General features: G+C 71.2%; 17 protein-coding genes. 11 read left to right on the top strand and 6 right to left on the bottom strand.

Annotation, left to right across the window (positions count from 1 at the left end):
* Positions 1–13: 13 nt before the first annotated feature.
* Complete coding sequence (locus AB0J97_RS08175) at positions 14–1327, bottom strand: hemolysin family protein (protein ID WP_364086103.1); 1314 nt, start codon at positions 1325–1327, stop codon at positions 14–16.
* Between the two features lie 86 nt (positions 1328–1413).
* Here AB0J97_RS08175 and galE point away from each other — a divergent pair, with 86 nt between their 5' ends.
* Positions 1414–2364 (top strand): UDP-glucose 4-epimerase GalE, encoded by a 951-nt coding sequence (gene galE / locus AB0J97_RS08170; protein WP_364086101.1) that lies wholly within the window; start codon positions 1414–1416, stop codon positions 2362–2364.
* A 219-nt stretch (positions 2365–2583) separates the two neighbouring features.
* Complete coding sequence (locus AB0J97_RS08165) at positions 2584–3816, top strand: MFS transporter (RefSeq protein ID WP_364086098.1); 1233 nt, start codon at positions 2584–2586, stop codon at positions 3814–3816.
* Between the two features lie 34 nt (positions 3817–3850).
* On the opposite strand, the gene AB0J97_RS08160 is transcribed toward AB0J97_RS08165, so the two are convergent.
* Both AB0J97_RS08160 and AB0J97_RS08155 read right to left on the bottom strand, forming a co-directional pair.
* Positions 3851–4825, bottom strand: coding sequence for a malate dehydrogenase (locus AB0J97_RS08160; protein WP_357707730.1), 975 nt, complete (start codon positions 4823–4825; stop codon positions 3851–3853).
* 55 nt (positions 4826–4880) lie between these two features.
* Positions 4881–7034, bottom strand: coding sequence for a transporter substrate-binding domain-containing protein (locus AB0J97_RS08155; RefSeq protein WP_364086096.1), 2154 nt, complete (start codon positions 7032–7034; stop codon positions 4881–4883).
* 467 nt (positions 7035–7501) lie between these two features.
* Here AB0J97_RS08155 and AB0J97_RS08150 point away from each other — a divergent pair, with 467 nt between their 5' ends.
* A complete protein-coding gene (locus AB0J97_RS08150) occupies positions 7502–7882 on the top strand; it encodes a hypothetical protein (RefSeq protein WP_364086093.1) in 381 nt (126 codons plus the stop codon).
* On the opposite strand, the gene AB0J97_RS08145 is transcribed toward AB0J97_RS08150, so the two are convergent.
* Positions 7857–8885, bottom strand: a complete 1029-nt coding sequence (locus AB0J97_RS08145; protein WP_364086091.1) for a polysaccharide deacetylase family protein — start codon at positions 8883–8885, stop codon at positions 7857–7859. The two genes, AB0J97_RS08150 and AB0J97_RS08145, sit on opposite strands and share 26 nt — an antisense overlap.
* 214 nt (positions 8886–9099) lie before the next feature.
* On the opposite strand from AB0J97_RS08145, the gene AB0J97_RS08140 reads away from it, so the two are divergent.
* Complete coding sequence (locus AB0J97_RS08140; protein WP_364086089.1) at positions 9100–9282, top strand: hypothetical protein; 183 nt, start codon at positions 9100–9102, stop codon at positions 9280–9282.
* Positions 9283–9382: 100 nt separating this feature from the next.
* A complete protein-coding gene (locus AB0J97_RS08135) occupies positions 9383–9898 on the top strand; it encodes a pyridoxamine 5'-phosphate oxidase family protein (RefSeq protein ID WP_364086087.1) in 516 nt (171 codons plus the stop codon).
* Between the two features lie 16 nt (positions 9899–9914).
* Here the strand turns inward: AB0J97_RS08135 and lysA are convergent, their stop codons facing one another.
* A complete protein-coding gene (lysA, locus tag AB0J97_RS08130) occupies positions 9915–11150 on the bottom strand; it encodes a diaminopimelate decarboxylase (RefSeq protein WP_364086084.1) in 1236 nt (411 codons plus the stop codon).
* A 122-nt stretch (positions 11151–11272) separates the two neighbouring features.
* On the opposite strand from lysA, the gene AB0J97_RS08125 reads away from it, so the two are divergent.
* The 5 genes from AB0J97_RS08125 to AB0J97_RS08105 are packed head-to-tail and all read left to right on the top strand — an operon-like array spanning position 11273 to position 16084.
* A complete protein-coding gene (locus AB0J97_RS08125; protein ID WP_357707736.1) occupies positions 11273–12139 on the top strand; it encodes an ABC transporter substrate-binding protein in 867 nt (288 codons plus the stop codon).
* On the top strand, positions 12136–12966 hold the full coding sequence (locus tag AB0J97_RS08120) for an amino acid ABC transporter permease (RefSeq protein WP_364086081.1): 831 nt from the start codon (positions 12136–12138) through the stop codon (positions 12964–12966). The genes AB0J97_RS08125 and AB0J97_RS08120 overlap by 4 nt, the downstream gene beginning before the upstream one ends.
* Position 12967: 1 nt before the next feature.
* A complete protein-coding gene (locus AB0J97_RS08115) occupies positions 12968–13720 on the top strand; it encodes an amino acid ABC transporter ATP-binding protein (RefSeq protein WP_357707809.1) in 753 nt (250 codons plus the stop codon).
* Between the two features lie 31 nt (positions 13721–13751).
* Positions 13752–15335: an amidohydrolase family protein gene (locus tag AB0J97_RS08110; RefSeq protein ID WP_364086079.1), complete on the top strand. Its 1584-nt coding sequence runs from the start codon at positions 13752–13754 to the stop codon at positions 15333–15335.
* Positions 15332–16084 carry a serine hydrolase gene (locus AB0J97_RS08105; protein WP_364086077.1) on the top strand — a complete coding sequence of 251 codons (753 nt, stop codon included), beginning with the start codon at positions 15332–15334 and terminating at the stop codon, positions 16082–16084. Before AB0J97_RS08110 ends, AB0J97_RS08105 begins: the two co-directional genes overlap by 4 nt.
* Here the strand turns inward: AB0J97_RS08105 and AB0J97_RS08100 are convergent.
* On the bottom strand, positions 16053–16976 hold the full coding sequence (locus AB0J97_RS08100) for a LysR family transcriptional regulator (protein WP_357707743.1): 924 nt from the start codon (positions 16974–16976) through the stop codon (positions 16053–16055). The genes AB0J97_RS08105 and AB0J97_RS08100 overlap by 32 nt on opposite strands.
* A gap of 52 nt (positions 16977–17028) precedes the next feature.
* Between AB0J97_RS08100 and AB0J97_RS08095 the strand changes: the two genes are divergently transcribed.
* The gene (locus tag AB0J97_RS08095) at positions 17029–17610 is read left to right on the top strand and encodes a GNAT family N-acetyltransferase (protein ID WP_364086074.1); all 582 of its coding nucleotides are present in this window, start codon (positions 17029–17031) and stop codon (positions 17608–17610) included.
* Positions 17611–17653 lie beyond the last annotated feature (43 nt).

The raw sequence follows: 17653 nt of genomic DNA, 5'->3' as shown, positions 1-17653 counted from the left end.
GCAGGCAATTGTGTCAGGAATCCTGGTCGGGCGGCGACTCGACGGCGGCCCGGCGTTTCACCCTCACCCGCGCGATGCGGCGCACGTCCAGCTCGGTGACCGTGAGCTCGAAGCCCTGGACCTCCACCTGCTCGCCGACGGCCGGCACGTGCCCCAGCATGGCCATCACGAACCCGCCCAGCGTCTCGTACGGGCCGTCGGGCAGCCGTACGCCGGTCTCGACGGCGAAGTCGTTGAGGTTGGTCAGGCCGTCGATCTCGATCTCGCCCGCGGGCAGGACGACGACGTCCTCCTCGACGTCGTACTCGTCCCTGATGTCGCCGATCAGCTCCTCGACCAGGTCCTCCATGGTGACGATGCCCGCGGTGCCGCCGTACTCGTCGACCACGATGGCCAGGTGCTGGCCCTCGTCGCGCATCTCGTTCAGGGTGCTCAGCAGACGCTTGGAGGCGGGCACGAACTTGGCGGGCCGGACCGGCACCACCGCGCTGATGGGCTCGGTGCGGCCGATCAGCTCGGGGTCGAGCAGGTCGCGCACGTGCACGAAACCGATGACCTCGTCGTATGACTCGCGGTACACGGGGAAGCGGGAGTGCGGCAGCGTGGCGGCCAGGTGCGCGGCCTCGGCCAGCGGCGTCTCGGCGTCCATGAACTCGACCTCGGTGCGGGGCAGCATGACTTCGCGGAGCTGGCGCTTGCCGGCGGCGAACACCTCGGCGATGAGCTTGCGCTCGTCGGCCGTGAGCTCGGCGTGCCCGACGACCATGTCGCGCAGTTCCTCGGTGGTGACCTCCTCCCGGTCGGCCTCCGGGTTGCCGCCGAGCAGCCGGACGACCAGGTCGGTCGACTTCGACAACATCCAGATGATCGGCCGGGACAGCGAGGCGATGCGGTCGAGGAAGGGCGCGACGAACAGCGACAGTCCCTCGGTCCGTTGCAGGGCCAGCCGCTTGGGGGCCAGCTCGCCGAGCACCAGCGAGACGTACGAGATGGCCAGCGTCACCAGCACGAGCCCGAGCACGGACGCGACGCCCTGCGGCACCCCCCAGCGTTCGAGCACCGGGACGAGCTGCATCCCGAGCCGGTCGGCGCCGAAGGCGGCCGAGAGCATGGTGGCGACGGTCACCCCGATCTGCACCGCCGACAGGAAGCGGTTGGGGTCGCGGGCGAGCTTGGCCACGCGCTCGCCCCTGCGGCCGCGCTCGGCGAGCTTGCGGACCTGGCTCTCGCGCAGGGAGACCATCGCGATCTCCGCGCCCGCGAAGAACCCGCCGACCAGGATGAAGAGCAGGACCAGGGCGATGTTCGCCCCGAGGGTGTCAAACATGGTGGTTGGCAGCGTACTCGGCGGGTTTCCCGCGTATGCTGAACGGCAAGCCGTACAAAATCAAACATATGTAAACAGGAGTGAACATGAGGCTGTTGGTCACCGGAGGCGCCGGGTACGTCGGCAGCGTCGTCGCCGCGCAGCTCGTCGAGGCGGGGCACGAGGTGACCGTGCTCGACGACCTGTCCACGGGCCACGAGGACGCGGTGCCCGAGGGCGCCCGGTTCGTCCGCGAGTCGATCACGAACGCCCACGACGCGCTCGACGGCATCGACGCCGTGCTGCACTTCGCGGCCAAGTCCCTGGTGGGCGAGTCGGTGGCGAAGCCGGGCCTCTACTGGGCCAACAACCTCGGCGGCACCCTGGCCCTGCTCGACGCCATGCGCGACAAGGGCGTGCGCAGGATCGTCTTCTCCTCCACGGCGGCCACGTACGGCGAGCCCGAGCGCTCCCCCGTCGAGGAGAGCGACCCGACGCGCCCGACCAACCCCTACGGCGCCTCCAAACTGGCCGTGGACACCGCCCTGAGCGCCTACGCGGGCATCCGCGGGCTCGGCGCGGTGAGCCTGCGTTACTTCAACGTGGCCGGCGCCTACGGCCGCTTCCGCGAGCGGCACACGGTCGAGACCCACCTCATCCCGAACGTGCTCAAGGTCGCCACCGGCGAGCGCGACTCGGTGAGCGTGTTCGGCACCGACTACCCCACTGCCGACGGCACCTGCGTGCGCGACTACGTGCACGTCAGCGACCTGGCGCGGGCGCACCTGCTGGCCCTGGAGGCGATCGCCGAGGGCGAGCACAAGATCTACAACCTGGGCAGCGGCACCGGGTTCAGCGTGCAGGAGGTGATCTCGGTCTGCCGCGAGGTCACCGGCCACGAGATCCCGGTCGTCGTCGGTGACCGGCGGCCCGGCGACCCGGCCGTCCTGGTGGCCTCGTCCGCGCGCATCCAGAGCGACCTGGGCTGGAAGGCGGAGCGGGCGGCGCTGCGCGACATCGTCTCCGACGCGTGGACGGCACTTTCCGGGAACGCCTGATGTGGGTGGCGAGTATGTGCTGTGATACCCAAATGTGAGGAGCTTTTCACCAAGGGTCACGAAGCTGGTCTTTGGTGCCCTCATCCTGCTGGGCAGCCTCGCCGCGGCAGCCGGGGTGATCTTCGCGACCTCCCAGCCCGCGCCGGCCGCCCAGCCCGTCCCCTCCTGCCCGGGGGTGGACGAACAGGAGATTCCGGGTGACCAGTAGCGTGTTCCGCCGTGTCACTCCTCCCCGAGAGCCGGCCCGTCCGCGCGCTCACCTACGCCACACTCCTGCGTTCCGTCGGCCGCGGCCTGTTCGTCACCGTGAGCGTGCTGTTCTTCAAGCTCTCGGTCGGCCTGTCGGACGGCGAGATCGGGCTGGGGATGACGATCGCCGCGGCCGTCGGGCTCACCGCCGGGCTGCCCGCAGGGCGGCTGGCCGACCTGGCCGGGCCGCGCCGGGTGCAGATCGCCTTCTCCGCCGCGGGTGGGCTGCTGGTGCCGGTGTACGCGCTGGTGTCGGGGTTCGCCGGGTTCGTCGTGGTGGCCGCCCTGGTGACGTTCGCCGAGGCCGCGGAGGGCACCGCGCGGGCGGCGCTGGTCGGGGGCGCGGTGCCGGGGCCCGACCGGGTGCGGGTGCGGGCGTACCTGCGGGCGGTGACCAACGTCGGCTGGTCGGTCGGCGGGCTCGGCGCGGGCGCGGCACTGCACTTCGACAGCAGGCCGGTGTACCTGGGGATGATCTTCGGCTGCGCGCTCTGCTACCTCGGGAGCGCGGCCCTGACGCTCCGGGTGCCGTCGGTCGCGCCGGTCCGGCGGAAGGCGGGCGAGCCGGTCTGGATCGTGCTGCGCGACCGGCCGTACGCGGTGCTGGCGCTGCTCAACGCCGTGCTGTTCATGCAGAACGGGCTGCTCACCATCGCGATCCCGCTCTGGGTGGCCGGCCGCACGTCCGCGCCCACCTGGACGGTCGCCGCGGTCGCCATGGTCAACACCGTCACCGTCACGCTCCTTCAGGTGCGGCTCAGCCGCGGCACCGACGACGCGGCCGGCGCGGCCCGCGCCCAGCGCCGCTCGGGCGTGTTCCTGCTGCTGGCCTGCGTGCTGCTGGCCCTGGCCGCCGGGCAGCCGGTCTGGGTGGCGCTGGTCGCCCTGTTCGGCGGCGCGCTGCTGCACGTCTTCGGTGAGCTGCTTCAGGCCGCCGGCTCCTGGGGCCTGTCGTACGAGCTGGCCCCGCCGCAGGCCATCGGCCAGTACCAGGGCCTGTACGGGATGGGCCAGCAGGTGGCCAACATCGTCGTGCCGGCCGTCATGACCACGGTCATCGTGGGCTGGGGGCTGCCGGGCTGGCTGCTGTTCGGCGGGCTGTTCCTGGCGGCCGGGCTCGCCGTGCCGCCGGTGGCCCGCTGGGCCGAGCACACCCGCGCCGCCGCCCTCCCCCTCATGACGACGGACGCGCGCCCCCGCTGAGCCGGGGACGCGCGTCCGTGGTGTCGCGCCGGGTTCAGATGAGGCCGAGCTCGCGGACCGCGTCGCGCTCCTCGGTCAGCTCGCCCACGCTGGCGTCGATGCGCTCGCGGGAGAAGGAGTCGATCTCCAGGCCCTGGATGATCTCGTACCGGCCGTTGACCGAACGCACCGGGAAGGACGAGATGAGCCCCTCCGGCACGCCGTACGAGCCGTCGGAGACGACGGCGGCCGAGGTCCACTCGGTGCCGTTGACCCAGTCGTACACGTGGTCGATCGCGGCGTTGGCGGCCGAGGCGGCCGAGGAGGCGCCACGGGCCTCGATGATGGCGGCGCCGCGCTTGGCGACCGTCGGGATGAACGTCTCGCGCAGCCACTCGCCGTCGACCTGCTCGGCCGCGACCTTGCCGCCGACCTCGGCGTGGTACAGGTCGGGGTACTGGGTGGCGGAGTGGTTGCCCCAGATGGTCATCTTCTTGATCTCGGTGACCGGGACCTGGAGCTTGGCGGCGAGCTGGGACAGCGCGCGGTTGTGGTCGAGGCGGGTCATCGCGGTGAAGCGCTCGGCCGGGACGTCGGGCGCGTTCTGCTGGGCGATGAGCGCGTTGGTGTTGGCCGGGTTGCCCACGACCAGGACCCTGATGTCGTCGGCGGCGTGCTCGTTGATCGCCTTGCCCTGCGGGCCGAAGATGCCGCCGTTGGCGCCGAGCAGGTCGCCGCGCTCCATGCCGGCCTTGCGCGGCATGGCGCCGACCAGCAGGGCGACGTTGGCGCCGGCGAAGGCGACGTTGGCGTCGTCGGTGATCTCGATGCCGGACAGCAGCGGGAACGCGCAGTCGTCGAGCTCCATGGCGGTGCCCTCGGCCGCCTTCACCGCCTGCGGGATCTCCAGCAGGCTCAGCTTGACCGGGACGTCAGCGCCGAGCAGCTGTCCCGACGCGATGCGGAACAGCAGTGCGTAGCCGATCTGACCGGCGGCCCCGGTGACGGTTACCTTGACGGGCGTGGCCATGGCCTTCCCCTAACTCACAGGATGAATTCGTTGGACTTTCGGATGTTACCGCTCGTCATCCGCAGGGCTCCATCGCGGGCACCTTCAGCTCGGGCTGGAAGTCGACCTTGTCGAAGTGGCTGTTCAGGAGCTTCTTGATGGTGCCCGTGCGGTAGAGGTCGGCGATGACCCCCTTGACCGCGGCGCAGGTCTTGGTGTCGCCGCCCCGTATGCCGACCGCGTACCGCTCGTTGTCCAGCTTGGCACCGATGATCTTGTAGCGCAGGTTCTCCCGGCTGGCGAACCCGGCCAGGATCAGGTCCTCGCCGGGCACCGCGTCGACCTTGCCGTTCCTGAGCAGGTCCATGCATTCCGCGTAGTTGGCGGCGGTCACGGGCTCGACCTTCACCCTGTCCTGCACCTCGCCGACCGTCGGGGTGTCGAGCGCGCAGATCTTCCTGCCCTTGAGGTCGTCCAGCGAGTCGATGCCGGTGCCGGCGCGGACCAGCACGTCGCGGTGGGCCACGTAGTACGGCCCGGCGAACCGGGTCTCGCTCTTGTCCACCGAGTACGTGGCGACGACCAGGTCGACCCTGCCCTCGGCCAGCGCGGCCGCCCGGTCGTTCCGGCCGACCCGGGCGAACCTGGTCTCCTCCGCCCCGAGCGCCGCGGCCACCAGCTTGGCCACCTCGACGTCGAAGCCGGTGAACTCGTCGCCGTTCTGCAGGCCGACGCCCGGCAGGTCGGCCTTCACACCGATGACGATCTTGCCGGTCTGGGCGACCTTGTCCACCACCGAGGCGAACGTGGGGGGCCGCTGGGTCTTCTTGCCCGTCGTCGAAGGGGTCACGACCTCACCCTTGAACGCCAGCGGCGACCAGCCGTTCGCCATCGCAGCGACGGCGACGACCACCAGCATGACGAGCGCGGCGGCCAGCGCGAGCCACACCTTGAGCCGCCGCCGGCCGCCGGACGGCACGGGCTCGTCAAGGGGCCGCGGCGCGGGGCCCTGGCCGGGGGGCGTCGTCTCCACCTGCCCCGCGCCACCGGTCCCGGTCGCGTGGCTCCCGGTCCCGGTCATGTGACCCGCCGCCGAGCCGGTCATCGGGCCGCTCGCCGAACCGGTCACCGAACCGGTCACCGGGCCGGGGGGCGCGGTCACCGGCGGGCCCGACCGGCTCTGCCCGGTCATGCGGTCATGGCGGACCTGCTGCCCGGTCGTACGGTCGTGGCCGGGGGCCGTGCCGGTCGGCGGACGGCCGGAGGCGGCGGGGTCGGCGGGGTGGACGGGGTGACCCGTGGCCTGCGTGACGGGCCGTTCGGTGATGGACGTCGCCGACACCCGGGTGAACGGCGTGGTGTCGTCACCGGCCACCTGCACGCCCCTGGTCAGCACCGCCGTCGAGGCGCCGGCGGCCGTGCCGGTCTGGCCGAGCAGGCGCAGCAGGAGCTGGTCGGCCGAGGGCCGCTCGTCGGGCGACTTGGCCAGCGCCGAACGCACCACCCCCCGCAGCGGCTCGTGCATCATCTCCACGTCGACCTCGTGGTTCAGGATGCGGTTGAGCACCACCGCGATCGACTTGCCCTCGAAGGCCGCCTTCCCGGTGGCGGCGAAGGCCATGGTCGCCCCCCAGGCGAACACGTCCGTGAAGGGCCCGATGTCGTCGCCGGCGATCTGCTCGGGCGCCATGTACGCGGGCGTGCCGATCGCGCGGCTGGTGATCGTGCCGGTCGAGTCGATGATGCGGGCGATGCCGAAGTCGACCACGCGCGGCCCGTCGGCGGCGATGAGCACGTTGTCGGGCTTGAAGTCCCGGTGGACGATCGAGGCGTGGTGGATGGCGGTGAGCGCGGTGGCGGTGCCGATGGCCAGCCGGTCGAGGACCGTGCCGCTGAGCGGGCCGTCGGTCTCGACGATGTCGCGCAGCGCCCGCCCGTCGATGTACTCGCTCGCGATGTACGGCGTGTCGCCGTCGAGGTCGGCCTCCATCACCCGCGCGGTGCAGAAGGAGGCCACCCGCTGCGCCGCCTTCAGCTCCCGGGCGAAACGCGACCTGGCGATCGTGTCACCGCTGAACTTCACGTGCAGCAGCTTGATCGCGGCGCGCTCACCCTGCTCGTTGACGCCCAGGTAGACGATCCCCTGGCCGCCTTCGCCGACCCGTCCGGACAGCCGGAACGAACCCAGCAGCGCTGGATCGCCGGCCACCAGCGGCGCGATCTGCGGCATTCGTCTTCCCCACGTTCACTGAACCCCAACCACGCAAACTTTACGACGCTCAGCAACTTCCCAGGGATCCGTTAACCGTTCGTGACTCACCGGTTTTTACACAAAGCCCGTACACAGCGTCCATTCGGACCCTGTAACTACAGTCTTGACTGCTTATGGATCAGGCCGCCGACGGCCTCCCGCCGGCATCGGGTCCATCAGGAAATCCTGCTTCCAACCTGGCATCCCGACTCTGCCGATCGCTACGGTTGATCAACGGGAGAGTGCACGTTCCTGGTCGCGGCCGAGGAGATCACGTGGACGGAGTGGCGTGCCGCCTTCCTGAGGGACAGTGACAACACCCACGTCGTGGCCGACCTTCGGACGGGAACCGTCGAACGGCTCCCCGTCAGGCAGCCGCGCGCAGCACGGCCACCCGCCTCCCGGGTCGCGGGCAGGTGGCCGGATGGACGTCGGAAGGCCTCGTCATGAAGAGCGGCGAGCCCTCCCGCCGCTCCCCGGGACACCTCAGATCGGTCTGGTTCGCCGTCTACTCGCCCAAGGGCCACCTGCTGCGCAGCTACACCATGCCGGGCAACGTGGAGTGGACCATCGAGCCGTCCCCCTCCGGCCGCCTGATCGCGTCACGGCACCGGGAGCTCACCCCCGACGGCGTGCTCCAGCAGGGCGTCGCCCTGTTCGACACGAAGACGGGCGAGCACGTGCGCACGGTCGCCCCGCGGCTGGCCACCGGCTGGCGGCTCGCCGCCCTCCTGCGCCGGGAGGACGAGGACACCCTCACGGTCAGCCCGCCGAGCTGGGCGTGGTGCTCGGGCGCGTCCGTCAGTAGGGCAGGCTCCAGGTGGTGAAGGACTTGCGCAGGTACGGGTTCTTGAACTTCGGGTACGCGACCGTGCTGACGTCGCCGTCGGAGGTGTAGCGCATGTCCGGGTTGTTCTTGAGCCAGTCGAGCCAGGCCGCCGAGCAGAACTGGGCGCAGTCGCCCTTCTTCTCCATGACGCGGATCCGCGGGATGCCGCCCGGGTCGAACGCCTTGCTGAACGGCGAGGGCGCGGGCGTGTACCCGGCCAGGAACGCGCCGGCGTGGTTGTAGAACTTGCCGTGCAGCGCCCACTCCTTCTTGCTCGGCTGGTTGCCGTACGGCAGGGCGATGGAGTTCGGCTTGACCTTGGTCAGGTCGTCGATCTGCTTGGCGATGCCGCCGATCTGGTCCTCGACCTCCTTCTCCGAACGTCCGCGCAGGTTGACGTGGTCGCGGGTGTGGTTGCCGATGTCGAAGCCGTTGTCCTTGAGCCAGCCCAGCGTCTGGGCCTGCTCCTCGCGCACGGTCTTGCCGAACATGTCGCGGGTGACGTAGAAGGTGGCGGCCGGCCGGAAGCCCGGGTGCTTGGCGGCCACCTCGCGCAGGATCGCCACGGCGGTGTCCGGCTGCGGGACGCCCATCTCGTTCAGGGTGAGCTGCGAGGGCGACGAGTCGTCGAACGTGAGCACCACGGGATGCTTGCCCGCCGGGACGTTGATCTTCCCGGTCACCATCTCCGAGGCGCTGATCGGGACGTAGTCCTCCTTGACCAGCCGTTCGAGGTCCGAGCGGAACTGCTGCGGAGTCCTGTCGTCGGTGGTGGCCGGGTTCTTGATGACCCGGTGGAACATCAGCACCGGGATCTGGCCCAGCTCGTTCGCCTTGACCTTGCGCGCCAGCGCGATCTTGGCCGCCTTGCTCTGCTTCAGCCTGGCCGCGGCCTCGGCCTTGCTGTCGGTGATCTTGGCTGTGTCGGGCGGCGAGTCGCACCCGGTCAGGACGACGGCGACCGCGAGCAGCCCCGCTCCTGTCAAAATACCCAGTCGCATCCGAACCCCCCGAGACGCGTACGACTGTTACAGGTTGGGCCTTACCCAGATGATCAACTGCGCCACGCCGCGACCTCGTCAAAGAAGCGTCAGGGATTGCGAAAAGGTCATTCCCTGCCGAGGCCGAACCGGCGGGCGATCCGGGCCATCAGCTGCGACATCCTGGACGGAACGCGTCCGGCTCCGGGACGGTGACCGGCCGGACCCGGCCGTTGTGGATGGCGCGACCGACGCCGCCCGCGCCGCCGAGACCGAGATCTTCGTCCCGGTCGGCCTGGCGGGCGCGCGGGCGCTGGACGGCTACGGGCCGGACGAACTGGCGGTGATCCTCGGCTTCCTGCGCACCGCCCGCGGGGTCCAGGAGGAACAGGCCGCCCGCGTCAGAGATTCGTCCTGAGTCCGGAAAACATGACACAGGGTGTCGGGTTTCCGGCCGAGCATGGTCCTGCCGGCCCAGCCGAACGGGGGCCGGTGCGTACGGACAGACAAGGACCTCAATGCGTGAAACCCCGCAGGAGCTCGAAGAGCTTCAGGCGCTCCTCGACGCCTCACTCTCCCGCTCCACCTCGCACCTGCGCTCGATCGTCACCGAGCGCACCCTGGACGCCGAGCAGCTCACCCGCGTCCTGACCGGCATGTGCGTCCTCGCCCTGTCCACCGTGACGGCGAAGGGCGAGCCCCGCATCAGCGGCGCGGACGGCCACTTCCTGCACGGCAGGTGGGTCTTCGGCACCGCGCGCGGGGCCGCCAAGGCACGCCACCTGGCGGCCCGTCCGGTGGCCAGCGTCGCGCACATGCGTGGGGAGGACCTGGGCGTGTTCACCCACGGCACGGTGGAGATCCTCAACCCGCAGGACGGCGAGCCGGCCGCCGACTGGCCCGACCTGCTCGCCTACCTCAAGGACTTCTACGGCGAGAACGCCTTCGACTGGGACAACGACGTCGTCTACTTCCGGCTGCACCCGCACTGGATGACCGCCTACGCCCCCGATCTCGCCAAGCTCACGTCCTGACCGGCCGGCGCGGCTCTCACAGGTAGAGCCGCAGCAGGTCCTCCTCGCTCTCCCGGCGGACGACGGCCCGCGCCTCGCCGTCCCGCACCGCCACGACCGGCGGCCGGGGCACGTGGTTGTAGTTGCTCGCCATCGAGCGCTGGTAGGCGCCCGACACCGGTACGGCGAGCAGGTCCCCGGGCCGCACGTCGCCGGGCAGCGCGATGTCGCGCACCAGCACGTCGCCGCTCTCGCAGTGCTTGCCGACCACGGTGAAGGCACCGGCAGGGGCGTCGGAGGCGCGGTTGGCCAGCACGGCGGTGTAGGCGGCGCCGTACATGCCGGGGCGGGGGTTGTCGCTCATGCCGCCGTTCACGCTGACGTACCGGCCCTTGATCGTGCCGATCTCGTAGAGGGCCACCGTGGACGGACCGGCGATGGACCTGCCCGGCTCGACGGCCAGGTGCAGGCCCTGGGTCTCCTTCCTGAGCACGGCGACCAGCTCGGCGGGCGTGGGCGGGGTGGGGTCGTCCGGCGTGTAGGCGATGCCGAGGCCGCCGCCCAGGTCGAGCCTCGTGACGCCGGTCTCGGCGGCGAAGGCGGCCATCCGGGCCGCGGCGGTGGCGAAGCCGTCCAGCTCGAAGATCTGCGAGCCGATGTGGGAGTGCAGGCCGTACAGCTCCAGCGAGGGCTCGGCGGTCACCTGCGCCACCGCGAGCGCCGCGGCGCCGGCGCTGAGCGAGAAGCCGAACTTGGAGTCCTCGCCGCCGGTGGCGATGAAGGCGTGGGTGTGCGGGTCCACGCCCGGCGTCACCCTGATCATCACCCGTTGCCGCACGCCCAGGGAGGCGGCGATCCCGGCCAGCCTGCCGATCTCGGTGAAGGAGTCGACGACCACGCAGCCGATGCCCCAGGCCACGGCCCGGCGCAGCTCGTCGGCCGACTTGTTGTTGCCGTGGAAGACGACCCGCTCGGGCGGCATCCCGCCGGCCATGGCCACGGCGAGCTCGCCGCCCGTGCAGACGTCGAGCGACAGGCCCAGCCGGTCCAGCCAGCGCACCACCTCGGGGCAGAGGAACGCCTTGCCGCCGTAGTGCACGTCGCCGTCGGGGAGCGCGTCCAGCCAGGCGCGGGCGCGGGCGGTGAAGTCGGCCTCGTCCAGCACGTACGCGGGCGTGCCGTGCACCCGGGCCAGTTCGACCGCGCCGATCCCGCCGAGATGCAGCTCCCCGTCGTGCCATGCGGCGGTCTGGGGCCAGATGTCCAAACTCATGAGGGGCGAGCGTAAGCAACCCCGAGGGCTCACGGGGTCGAGCATCGACGGATTCGTTGCTGAGGGTCGCATGCCTTCACGAGGCTTGGTGGCGCCTGACGGCCTGGCCACGATGACATGCCATGCGAACACACCTGGTCATCGCCCTGGTGGCGGCCTGCGCTCTCGGCGCGGGATGCGGGAGGTCCACCTCGGGTACGGCGACCCCCACGCCGCCCTCCTCGACCGGCAAGAGCGCCAGCGATCTCGTCCCCGATTCCATCAGGAAGTCGGGCGAGCTCCGCATGGCGACCTCGGAAGGTTATCCCCCGATGGAGATGTACAAGCCGGGCACCCAGGAGATGACCGGCGTCGACGCCGACCTGGCCGTGGCCGTCGGGCAGCGACTCGGGCTGAAGACCCGGATCATCAACGCCTCCTTCGACGGTCTCATCCCCGGCCTCCAGGGCGGCAGGTGGGACATCGCCATGGCCGCGCTCAGCGACCTCGAACAGCGCCGCAAGGCCGTCGACTTCGTCGACTACTTCAACGCCGGCGGCTCGATCATGGTCAAGAAGGGCAACCCCGAGGGCATCAAGACCCTCGAAGACCTGTGCGGCAAGAAGGTCGTCCTGGCCAAGGGCAGCTCCAACCTGGAGATCGGCAAGCGCCAGAACGAGAAGTGCGCCCAGAAGATGGAGATCATGCAGAGCGAGGACGCCCCCACCGGCCTGCTCACCATCGACTCCGGCCGCACCGTCGCCACGATCGTCGACTCCCCCGTGGCCGCCATGTACGCCAAGGAGACCGGCAAGTACGAGGTCCTGGCCGAGCAGTACGACGCCGGCCCCTGGGGCATCGCGATCGACAAGAAGCAGACCGGCCTGCGCGACGCCGTCGCCAAGGCGCTCCAGGAACTGATCGACAGCGGCGAGTACGGCAAGATCCTGGAGAAGTACGGCACGACGGCCAACGCCGTGCCCAAGGTCACGATCAACACCGGCGCATGATGGAGCTCCCGATCGAGGCGGTGAAGCCGCCCAGACCGGGGCGGCTCGTCGCGGCGGTGGTCGCGGCGCTGCTGATGGCGTGGCTGGCCTACACCGTCATCGTCAACCCCAACCTCCACTGGGACGTGATCTCCGAGTTCCTGCTGGACGGCCGCGTGCTCGGCGGCCTGTGGATCACGATCGCGCTCACCGCGCTGTCCATGGTCATCGGCGTCGCCCTGGGCGTGGTCGCCGCCGTCATGCAGCTCTCCGACAGCCCGGTGCTGCGCGGCGCGGCCGGCCTCTACACCTGGTTCTTCCGGGGCACGCCGCTGCTGGTGCAGCTCATCTTCTGGTTCAACATCGGCCTGGTCTTCCCCGAGATCGGGATCGGCGTGCCGTTCGGCGGGCCGATGTTCCTCCAGTGGCCGGCCAACGAGCTGATCACGCCGTTCACGGCGGCGCTGCTCGGGCTGACCATCAACGAGGGCGCGTACATGGCGGAGATCGTCCGCGCCGGCATCCGGTCGGTCGATCCGGGGCAGCAGGAGGCGGCCGAGTCGCTGGGCATGTCCCACCGGCAGATCCTGCGCAGGGTCGTGCTGCCGCAGGCGATGCGGGTGATCATCCCGCCGACCGGCAACCAGTTCATCTCCATGCTGAAGACCACCTCGATGGTCTCGGTCATCTCCGGCGCGGAGCTGCTGACCGTCTCCCAGCGCATCTACCTGGACAACTTCGAGGTGATCGCGCTGCTGGTGGTCGCCTCCACCTGGTACTTGCTGCTCACCAGCGTGGCCACCGTCGGCCAGCGCTTTCTGGAGAGGAGGTTCAGCCGTGGCCACTAGCATGGTGAAGATCGAATCGGTCCGGAAGCGCTTCGGCCAGCTTGAGGTGCTGAAGGGCGTCAGCCTCGACGTGCCGGCCGGCGGGGTGGTCTGCGTGGTGGGCCCGTCCGGGTCCGGCAAGTCGACGCTGTTGCGCTGCGTCAACCGGCTGGAGACGATCGACGCGGGCCGGGTGTGGGTCGACGGCAAGCTCATGGGCTTCAGCGAGCAGGGCGGCAAGCTGCACCTGCTGCGGCCCGACGAGCTGTGCCGCCAGCGCCAGGAGATCGGCATGGTCTTCCAGCGCTTCCACCTGTTCCCGCACATGACCGCGCTGGAGAACGTCATGGAGGGCCCGTGCACGGTCAAGCGCCTGCCGAAGGCGAAGGCGGCCGAGCGGGCGAAGGCGCTGCTCGACCGGGTGGGGCTGGCCGACCGGGCCGGCCACTACCCGCGGCAGCTCTCGGGCGGCCAGCAGCAGCGGGTCGCGATCGCGCGCAGCCTGGCCATGGACCCCAAGCTCATGCTGTTCGACGAGCCGACCAGCGCGCTCGACCCCGAGCTGGTGCAGGAGGTGCTGCAGGTCATGCGCGACCTGGCGGCCAGCGGGATGACGATGATCGTGGTGACCCACGAGATGGGCTTCGCCAGAGAGGCGGGCGACCACCTGGTGTTCATCGACGACGGCGTGATCGTGGAGGAGGGGCCGCCCCGCGAGGTGCTGTCCGCGCCACGTCACGAACGCACCCGGGCCTTTCTCGGGCAGGTGCTGTGAACGGCTCGCCACTCGGGAAGGGTTCGGCCACGTGAGCCTCGACATGCTGATCAGCGGCGGCCTCGTGGCCGACGGGACGGGCTCGCCGCTGCGCCGGGCCGACGTCGGCGTCCGCGGTGACCGCCTCGTCCTGCTGCCCGGGGGCGGCCCGTCCGACGGCGGCGGAGGGCGGGTGATCGACGCCGCCGGGCTGGTGGTCGCGCCCGGTTTCATCGACGTCCACACCCACTCCGACGCGGTCACCCTGCTCGGCGAGGCGGGCCGGGAGCTGGCCGCCGCGCCCGTGCTCATGGGCGTCACCGTGGAGATCTGCGGCAACTGCGGGTCGAGCCTGTTCCCGGCGCTGCCCGAGCGGGTGCCGGCGTTGCGCCGGTCCAGCAGGGCCGGCTTTGGCGGCAACATCCCCATTTTTCAGGACTACGAGGGGTTCGTGGAGGCGCACGAGCGGGCTCCCCGGTCGAACCACCTGACCTCCCTCGTCGGCCACGGCACCCTCCGGGCCGGTGTGCTCGGCTACGAGGACCGCCCGGCCACCCCCGCCGAGCTCGACACCATGTGCGCGCTGCTGGACGACGCGCTCGCCGCCGGGGCCGCCGGGCTGTCCACCGGCCTCATCTACACCCCGGGCACGTACGGTGACACCGCCGAGGTGGTCGCGCTGGCCCGTGTCGCGGCCAGGCACGGCAAGCCGTACGTCACCCACCTGCGGGACGAGATGTCCCGCGTCGAGGAGGCGCTGGAGGAGGCCGTCGAGATCGCCCGCCGGAGCGGGGCCGCGCTGCACGTCAGCCACCACAAGACCGCCGGGAAGCACGCCTGGGGCAAGACCCTGCGCACGCTCCCCCGCATCGCCGCGCTGCGCGCCCAGGGCATGGACCTCACCTGCGACGTCTACCCCTACACCGAGGGCAGCACGTCCCTGTCGGCGATGTTCCCCCCGTGGGCCAACGACGGCGGCACCGAGGCGCTGCTCGACCGGCTGCGCGACCGCGGCCAGCGCGACCGGATGCGCACGGCCATCGAGACGGGCGTGCCGGGCTGGGAGAACACGGTCGGCAACGGCGGCTGGGACCGCATCTCGGTCGCCTGCGCCACCCGTCACCCCGAGGCCGAGGGCCGTACGATCGCCGAACTGGGCGGCGACCCCGTGGACGCGGCGGCCGAGCTGCTCCTCGCCGAGGAGGGCGAGGTGACGATCATCAGCCACTCCATGCGCGAGGACGACGTCCAGCGGGTCCTGTCGAGCGAGTTCGCCATGATCGGCTCGGACGGCGTGCCCAAGCCGGGCCACCCGCACCCCCGTCTGGCCGGCACCTTCCCCAGGGTGCTCGGCCGCTACTCCCGTGACCAGGGGCTGTTCCCGGTGGAGACCGCCGTCCACAAGATGACCGGCATGGCGGCCGACCGGTTCGGGCTGGAGGACAGGGGCGTCGTACGCGACGGGGCGCACGCCGACCTGGTGCTCTTCGACCCCGGGACGGTCGCCGACGGCGCGACCTACGCCGACCCGCTGCTGCCCCCCGTCGGCATCAGGGCCGTCGTCGTGGCCGGACGGCTCGCCGTACAGGACAACAGGCTCACCGAGGACAGACCAGGAAGGATCATCGGGCGGTGAACGACATCACGCTCGCCGTCGCGACGCGCGATCTGGCGACGGGCGAGTTCCACGGCGTCAACGAGGACGCCGAGCTGCCGTTGGCCAGTGTCGGCAAGCTGCTGCTGCTGGCCGAGGTGGCGATGAGTGTCGAGGGCGGCATCCTGGCCCCCGACACGCCGGTGACACTGCACGACGACGACTACTGCGGCGGCTCCGGGCTGCTCACGGCGCTGTCGGCGCGCAGCTGGACGGTCGGCGACCTCGCCGTGCTGACCGCCGCCGTCAGCGACAACACCGCCACGAACGCGCTGCTGCGCACGATCGGCCTGGACCGGGTCAACGCCGCCGCCGCGGCGCTCGGGCTGTCGCGGACCAGGCTGCTCGACCGCATCAGGGAGCCGCGCACCCCCCAGGACCCGCCGACGTTCGCGATCGGCACCGCGGCCGAGCTCTCCGGCCTGGCCGCGCTCCTCGCCGGTCCGGGCGGGTGGCAGGCGCTCATGCGCGGCTGGATGCGCAGGAACACCGACCACGGTCTCGTCCCGGCCCTGCTCAGGCACGATCCCGAGGGCGACTGGCTGGCCAACAAGACCGGCACCGACGACGGCGTCCGGTCCGACGTCGGCATCATGGACGGCCGCATCGCCTACGCCGTCCTCGCCCACGGCCCGGCGGGCAGCGAGCACGACCTGACCTCCGCCGTACGGCGAGCCGGCCTGGACGTCGCCGCCCGCCTCAGCGCAGCGAAGGCTCCAGCGAGTTCCTGAGCTGGGCCGAGGCCGTACGCAGATAGGCCAGGAACGACCGGGCGGCCGGGTTCGGATTGGTCGGCCGCCTGGCCACGCCGATCCTGCGGAACAGGTTGGGCGTGGTCAGGCGGCAGGTGTGCAGCCCGGTCGCGCCCTGCAGGCCGAGGCTCGGCACCAGCGCGACGCCGAGCCCGGCCCGTACCAGGCCGATCGTGACCTCGTAGTGGTCGCTGCGGCAGCGGATGCGCGGCGAGAAGCCCTCCAGCGTGCTGGCCCGTTCGAGGATCGACACCGGGTGCTCGGCGCCGAACGTGGTGATCCACGGCTCCTCGGCCAGGTCCGCGAGCCGGATGCCGGAGCGCTGGGCTGCGGGGTGGCCGGTCGGCAGCACCAGGAGCTGCGGCTCGTGGAACAGGTGGACCACCTCCACCCCCTCCGGGCACTGCCACGGGTCGAGCGCGTGCTCGAAGACCACCAGCACGTCGAGCGCGCCGCGTTCCAGATCGGGCAGCAGCTCGTACGGCTGGCCCTCCACCAGGTCGAGCGCCACCTTGGGATACCGGGAGGCGAACCGCGACAGCGCCAGCGGCAGCAACCGGTACCCGGCGGAGGCGAAGAAGCCGATGCGCAGCTCGCCGGCGTCCACCCTGGCCTGGGCGAGCAGGTCCTTCTCGGCCGCCTCGATGATGTCGACGACCTCCTGGGCGCGGATGGCCAGGCGGCGTCCGGCCTCGGTCAGCCGCAGGCTCTGGGCGTTGCGCTCGACCAGCCCGACCCCCGCCTCCTGCTCCAGCCGCGACAGCTGGTGGGACACGGCGGACGGCGACAGCTTCAACACCCGGGCCGCACCGGCGATGCTGCCCGTCCGGAACACCTCAAGCAGGACACGCAGCCGGTTACTACTCAACACGGGACCAAGCGTACGAGCTCCCCCACCTCGCTCGGCGCATAAGATGTCACCGGTGATCGACTCCACCCTTCTGCCGCCGGTCGAGCTGCGCACCGAGCGGCTCCTGCTGCGCCCCTGGCTGCCCGCCGATCGCGGGCCCTTCGCGGCGCTCAACGCCGATCCCGAGGTCATGGAACACTTCCCCGCCACGCTCAGCCGCGAGCAGAGCGACGCGTTCGCCGCCGCCAGCGACGAGGCGATCACCCGGCAGGGCTGGGGACGCTGGGCGCTGGAGAGGCTGGACACCGGCGAGTTCATCGGCTTCACCGGCCTGAACCAGCCCACCTTCGAGGCCGACTTCATGCCGGCCACGGAGATCGCCTGGCGGCTGAACCGGGCCTCGTGGGGCCACGGCTACGCGAGCGAGGCGGCCGCCGCCGCGCTCGGCTTCGCCTTCGACCGCCTCGGGCTGGCGGAGGTGGTCTCCTTCACGGCCACGGTCAACACGCGTTCCAGCGCCGTCATGCGACGACTCGGCATGGTCCACGACCCTGGCGGGGACTTCGACCACCCCGTCCTGCCCCCCGGGCACCGACTGCGCCGCCACGTCCTGTACCGCCTCGCCGCGAGCGACTGGCGCCGGGCGAGCAGGTAGCCCGCCTCGGCGGCGGGTCAGCCGCCGCCCGGAGGCGGCCGCC

Origin of the sequence: Nonomuraea sp. NPDC049607, assembly GCF_040675375.1 — a bacterium.
Classification (GTDB): Bacteria; Actinomycetota; Actinomycetes; order Streptosporangiales; family Streptosporangiaceae; genus Nonomuraea.
This window is presented reverse-complemented; position numbering and strand designations above follow the sequence as displayed.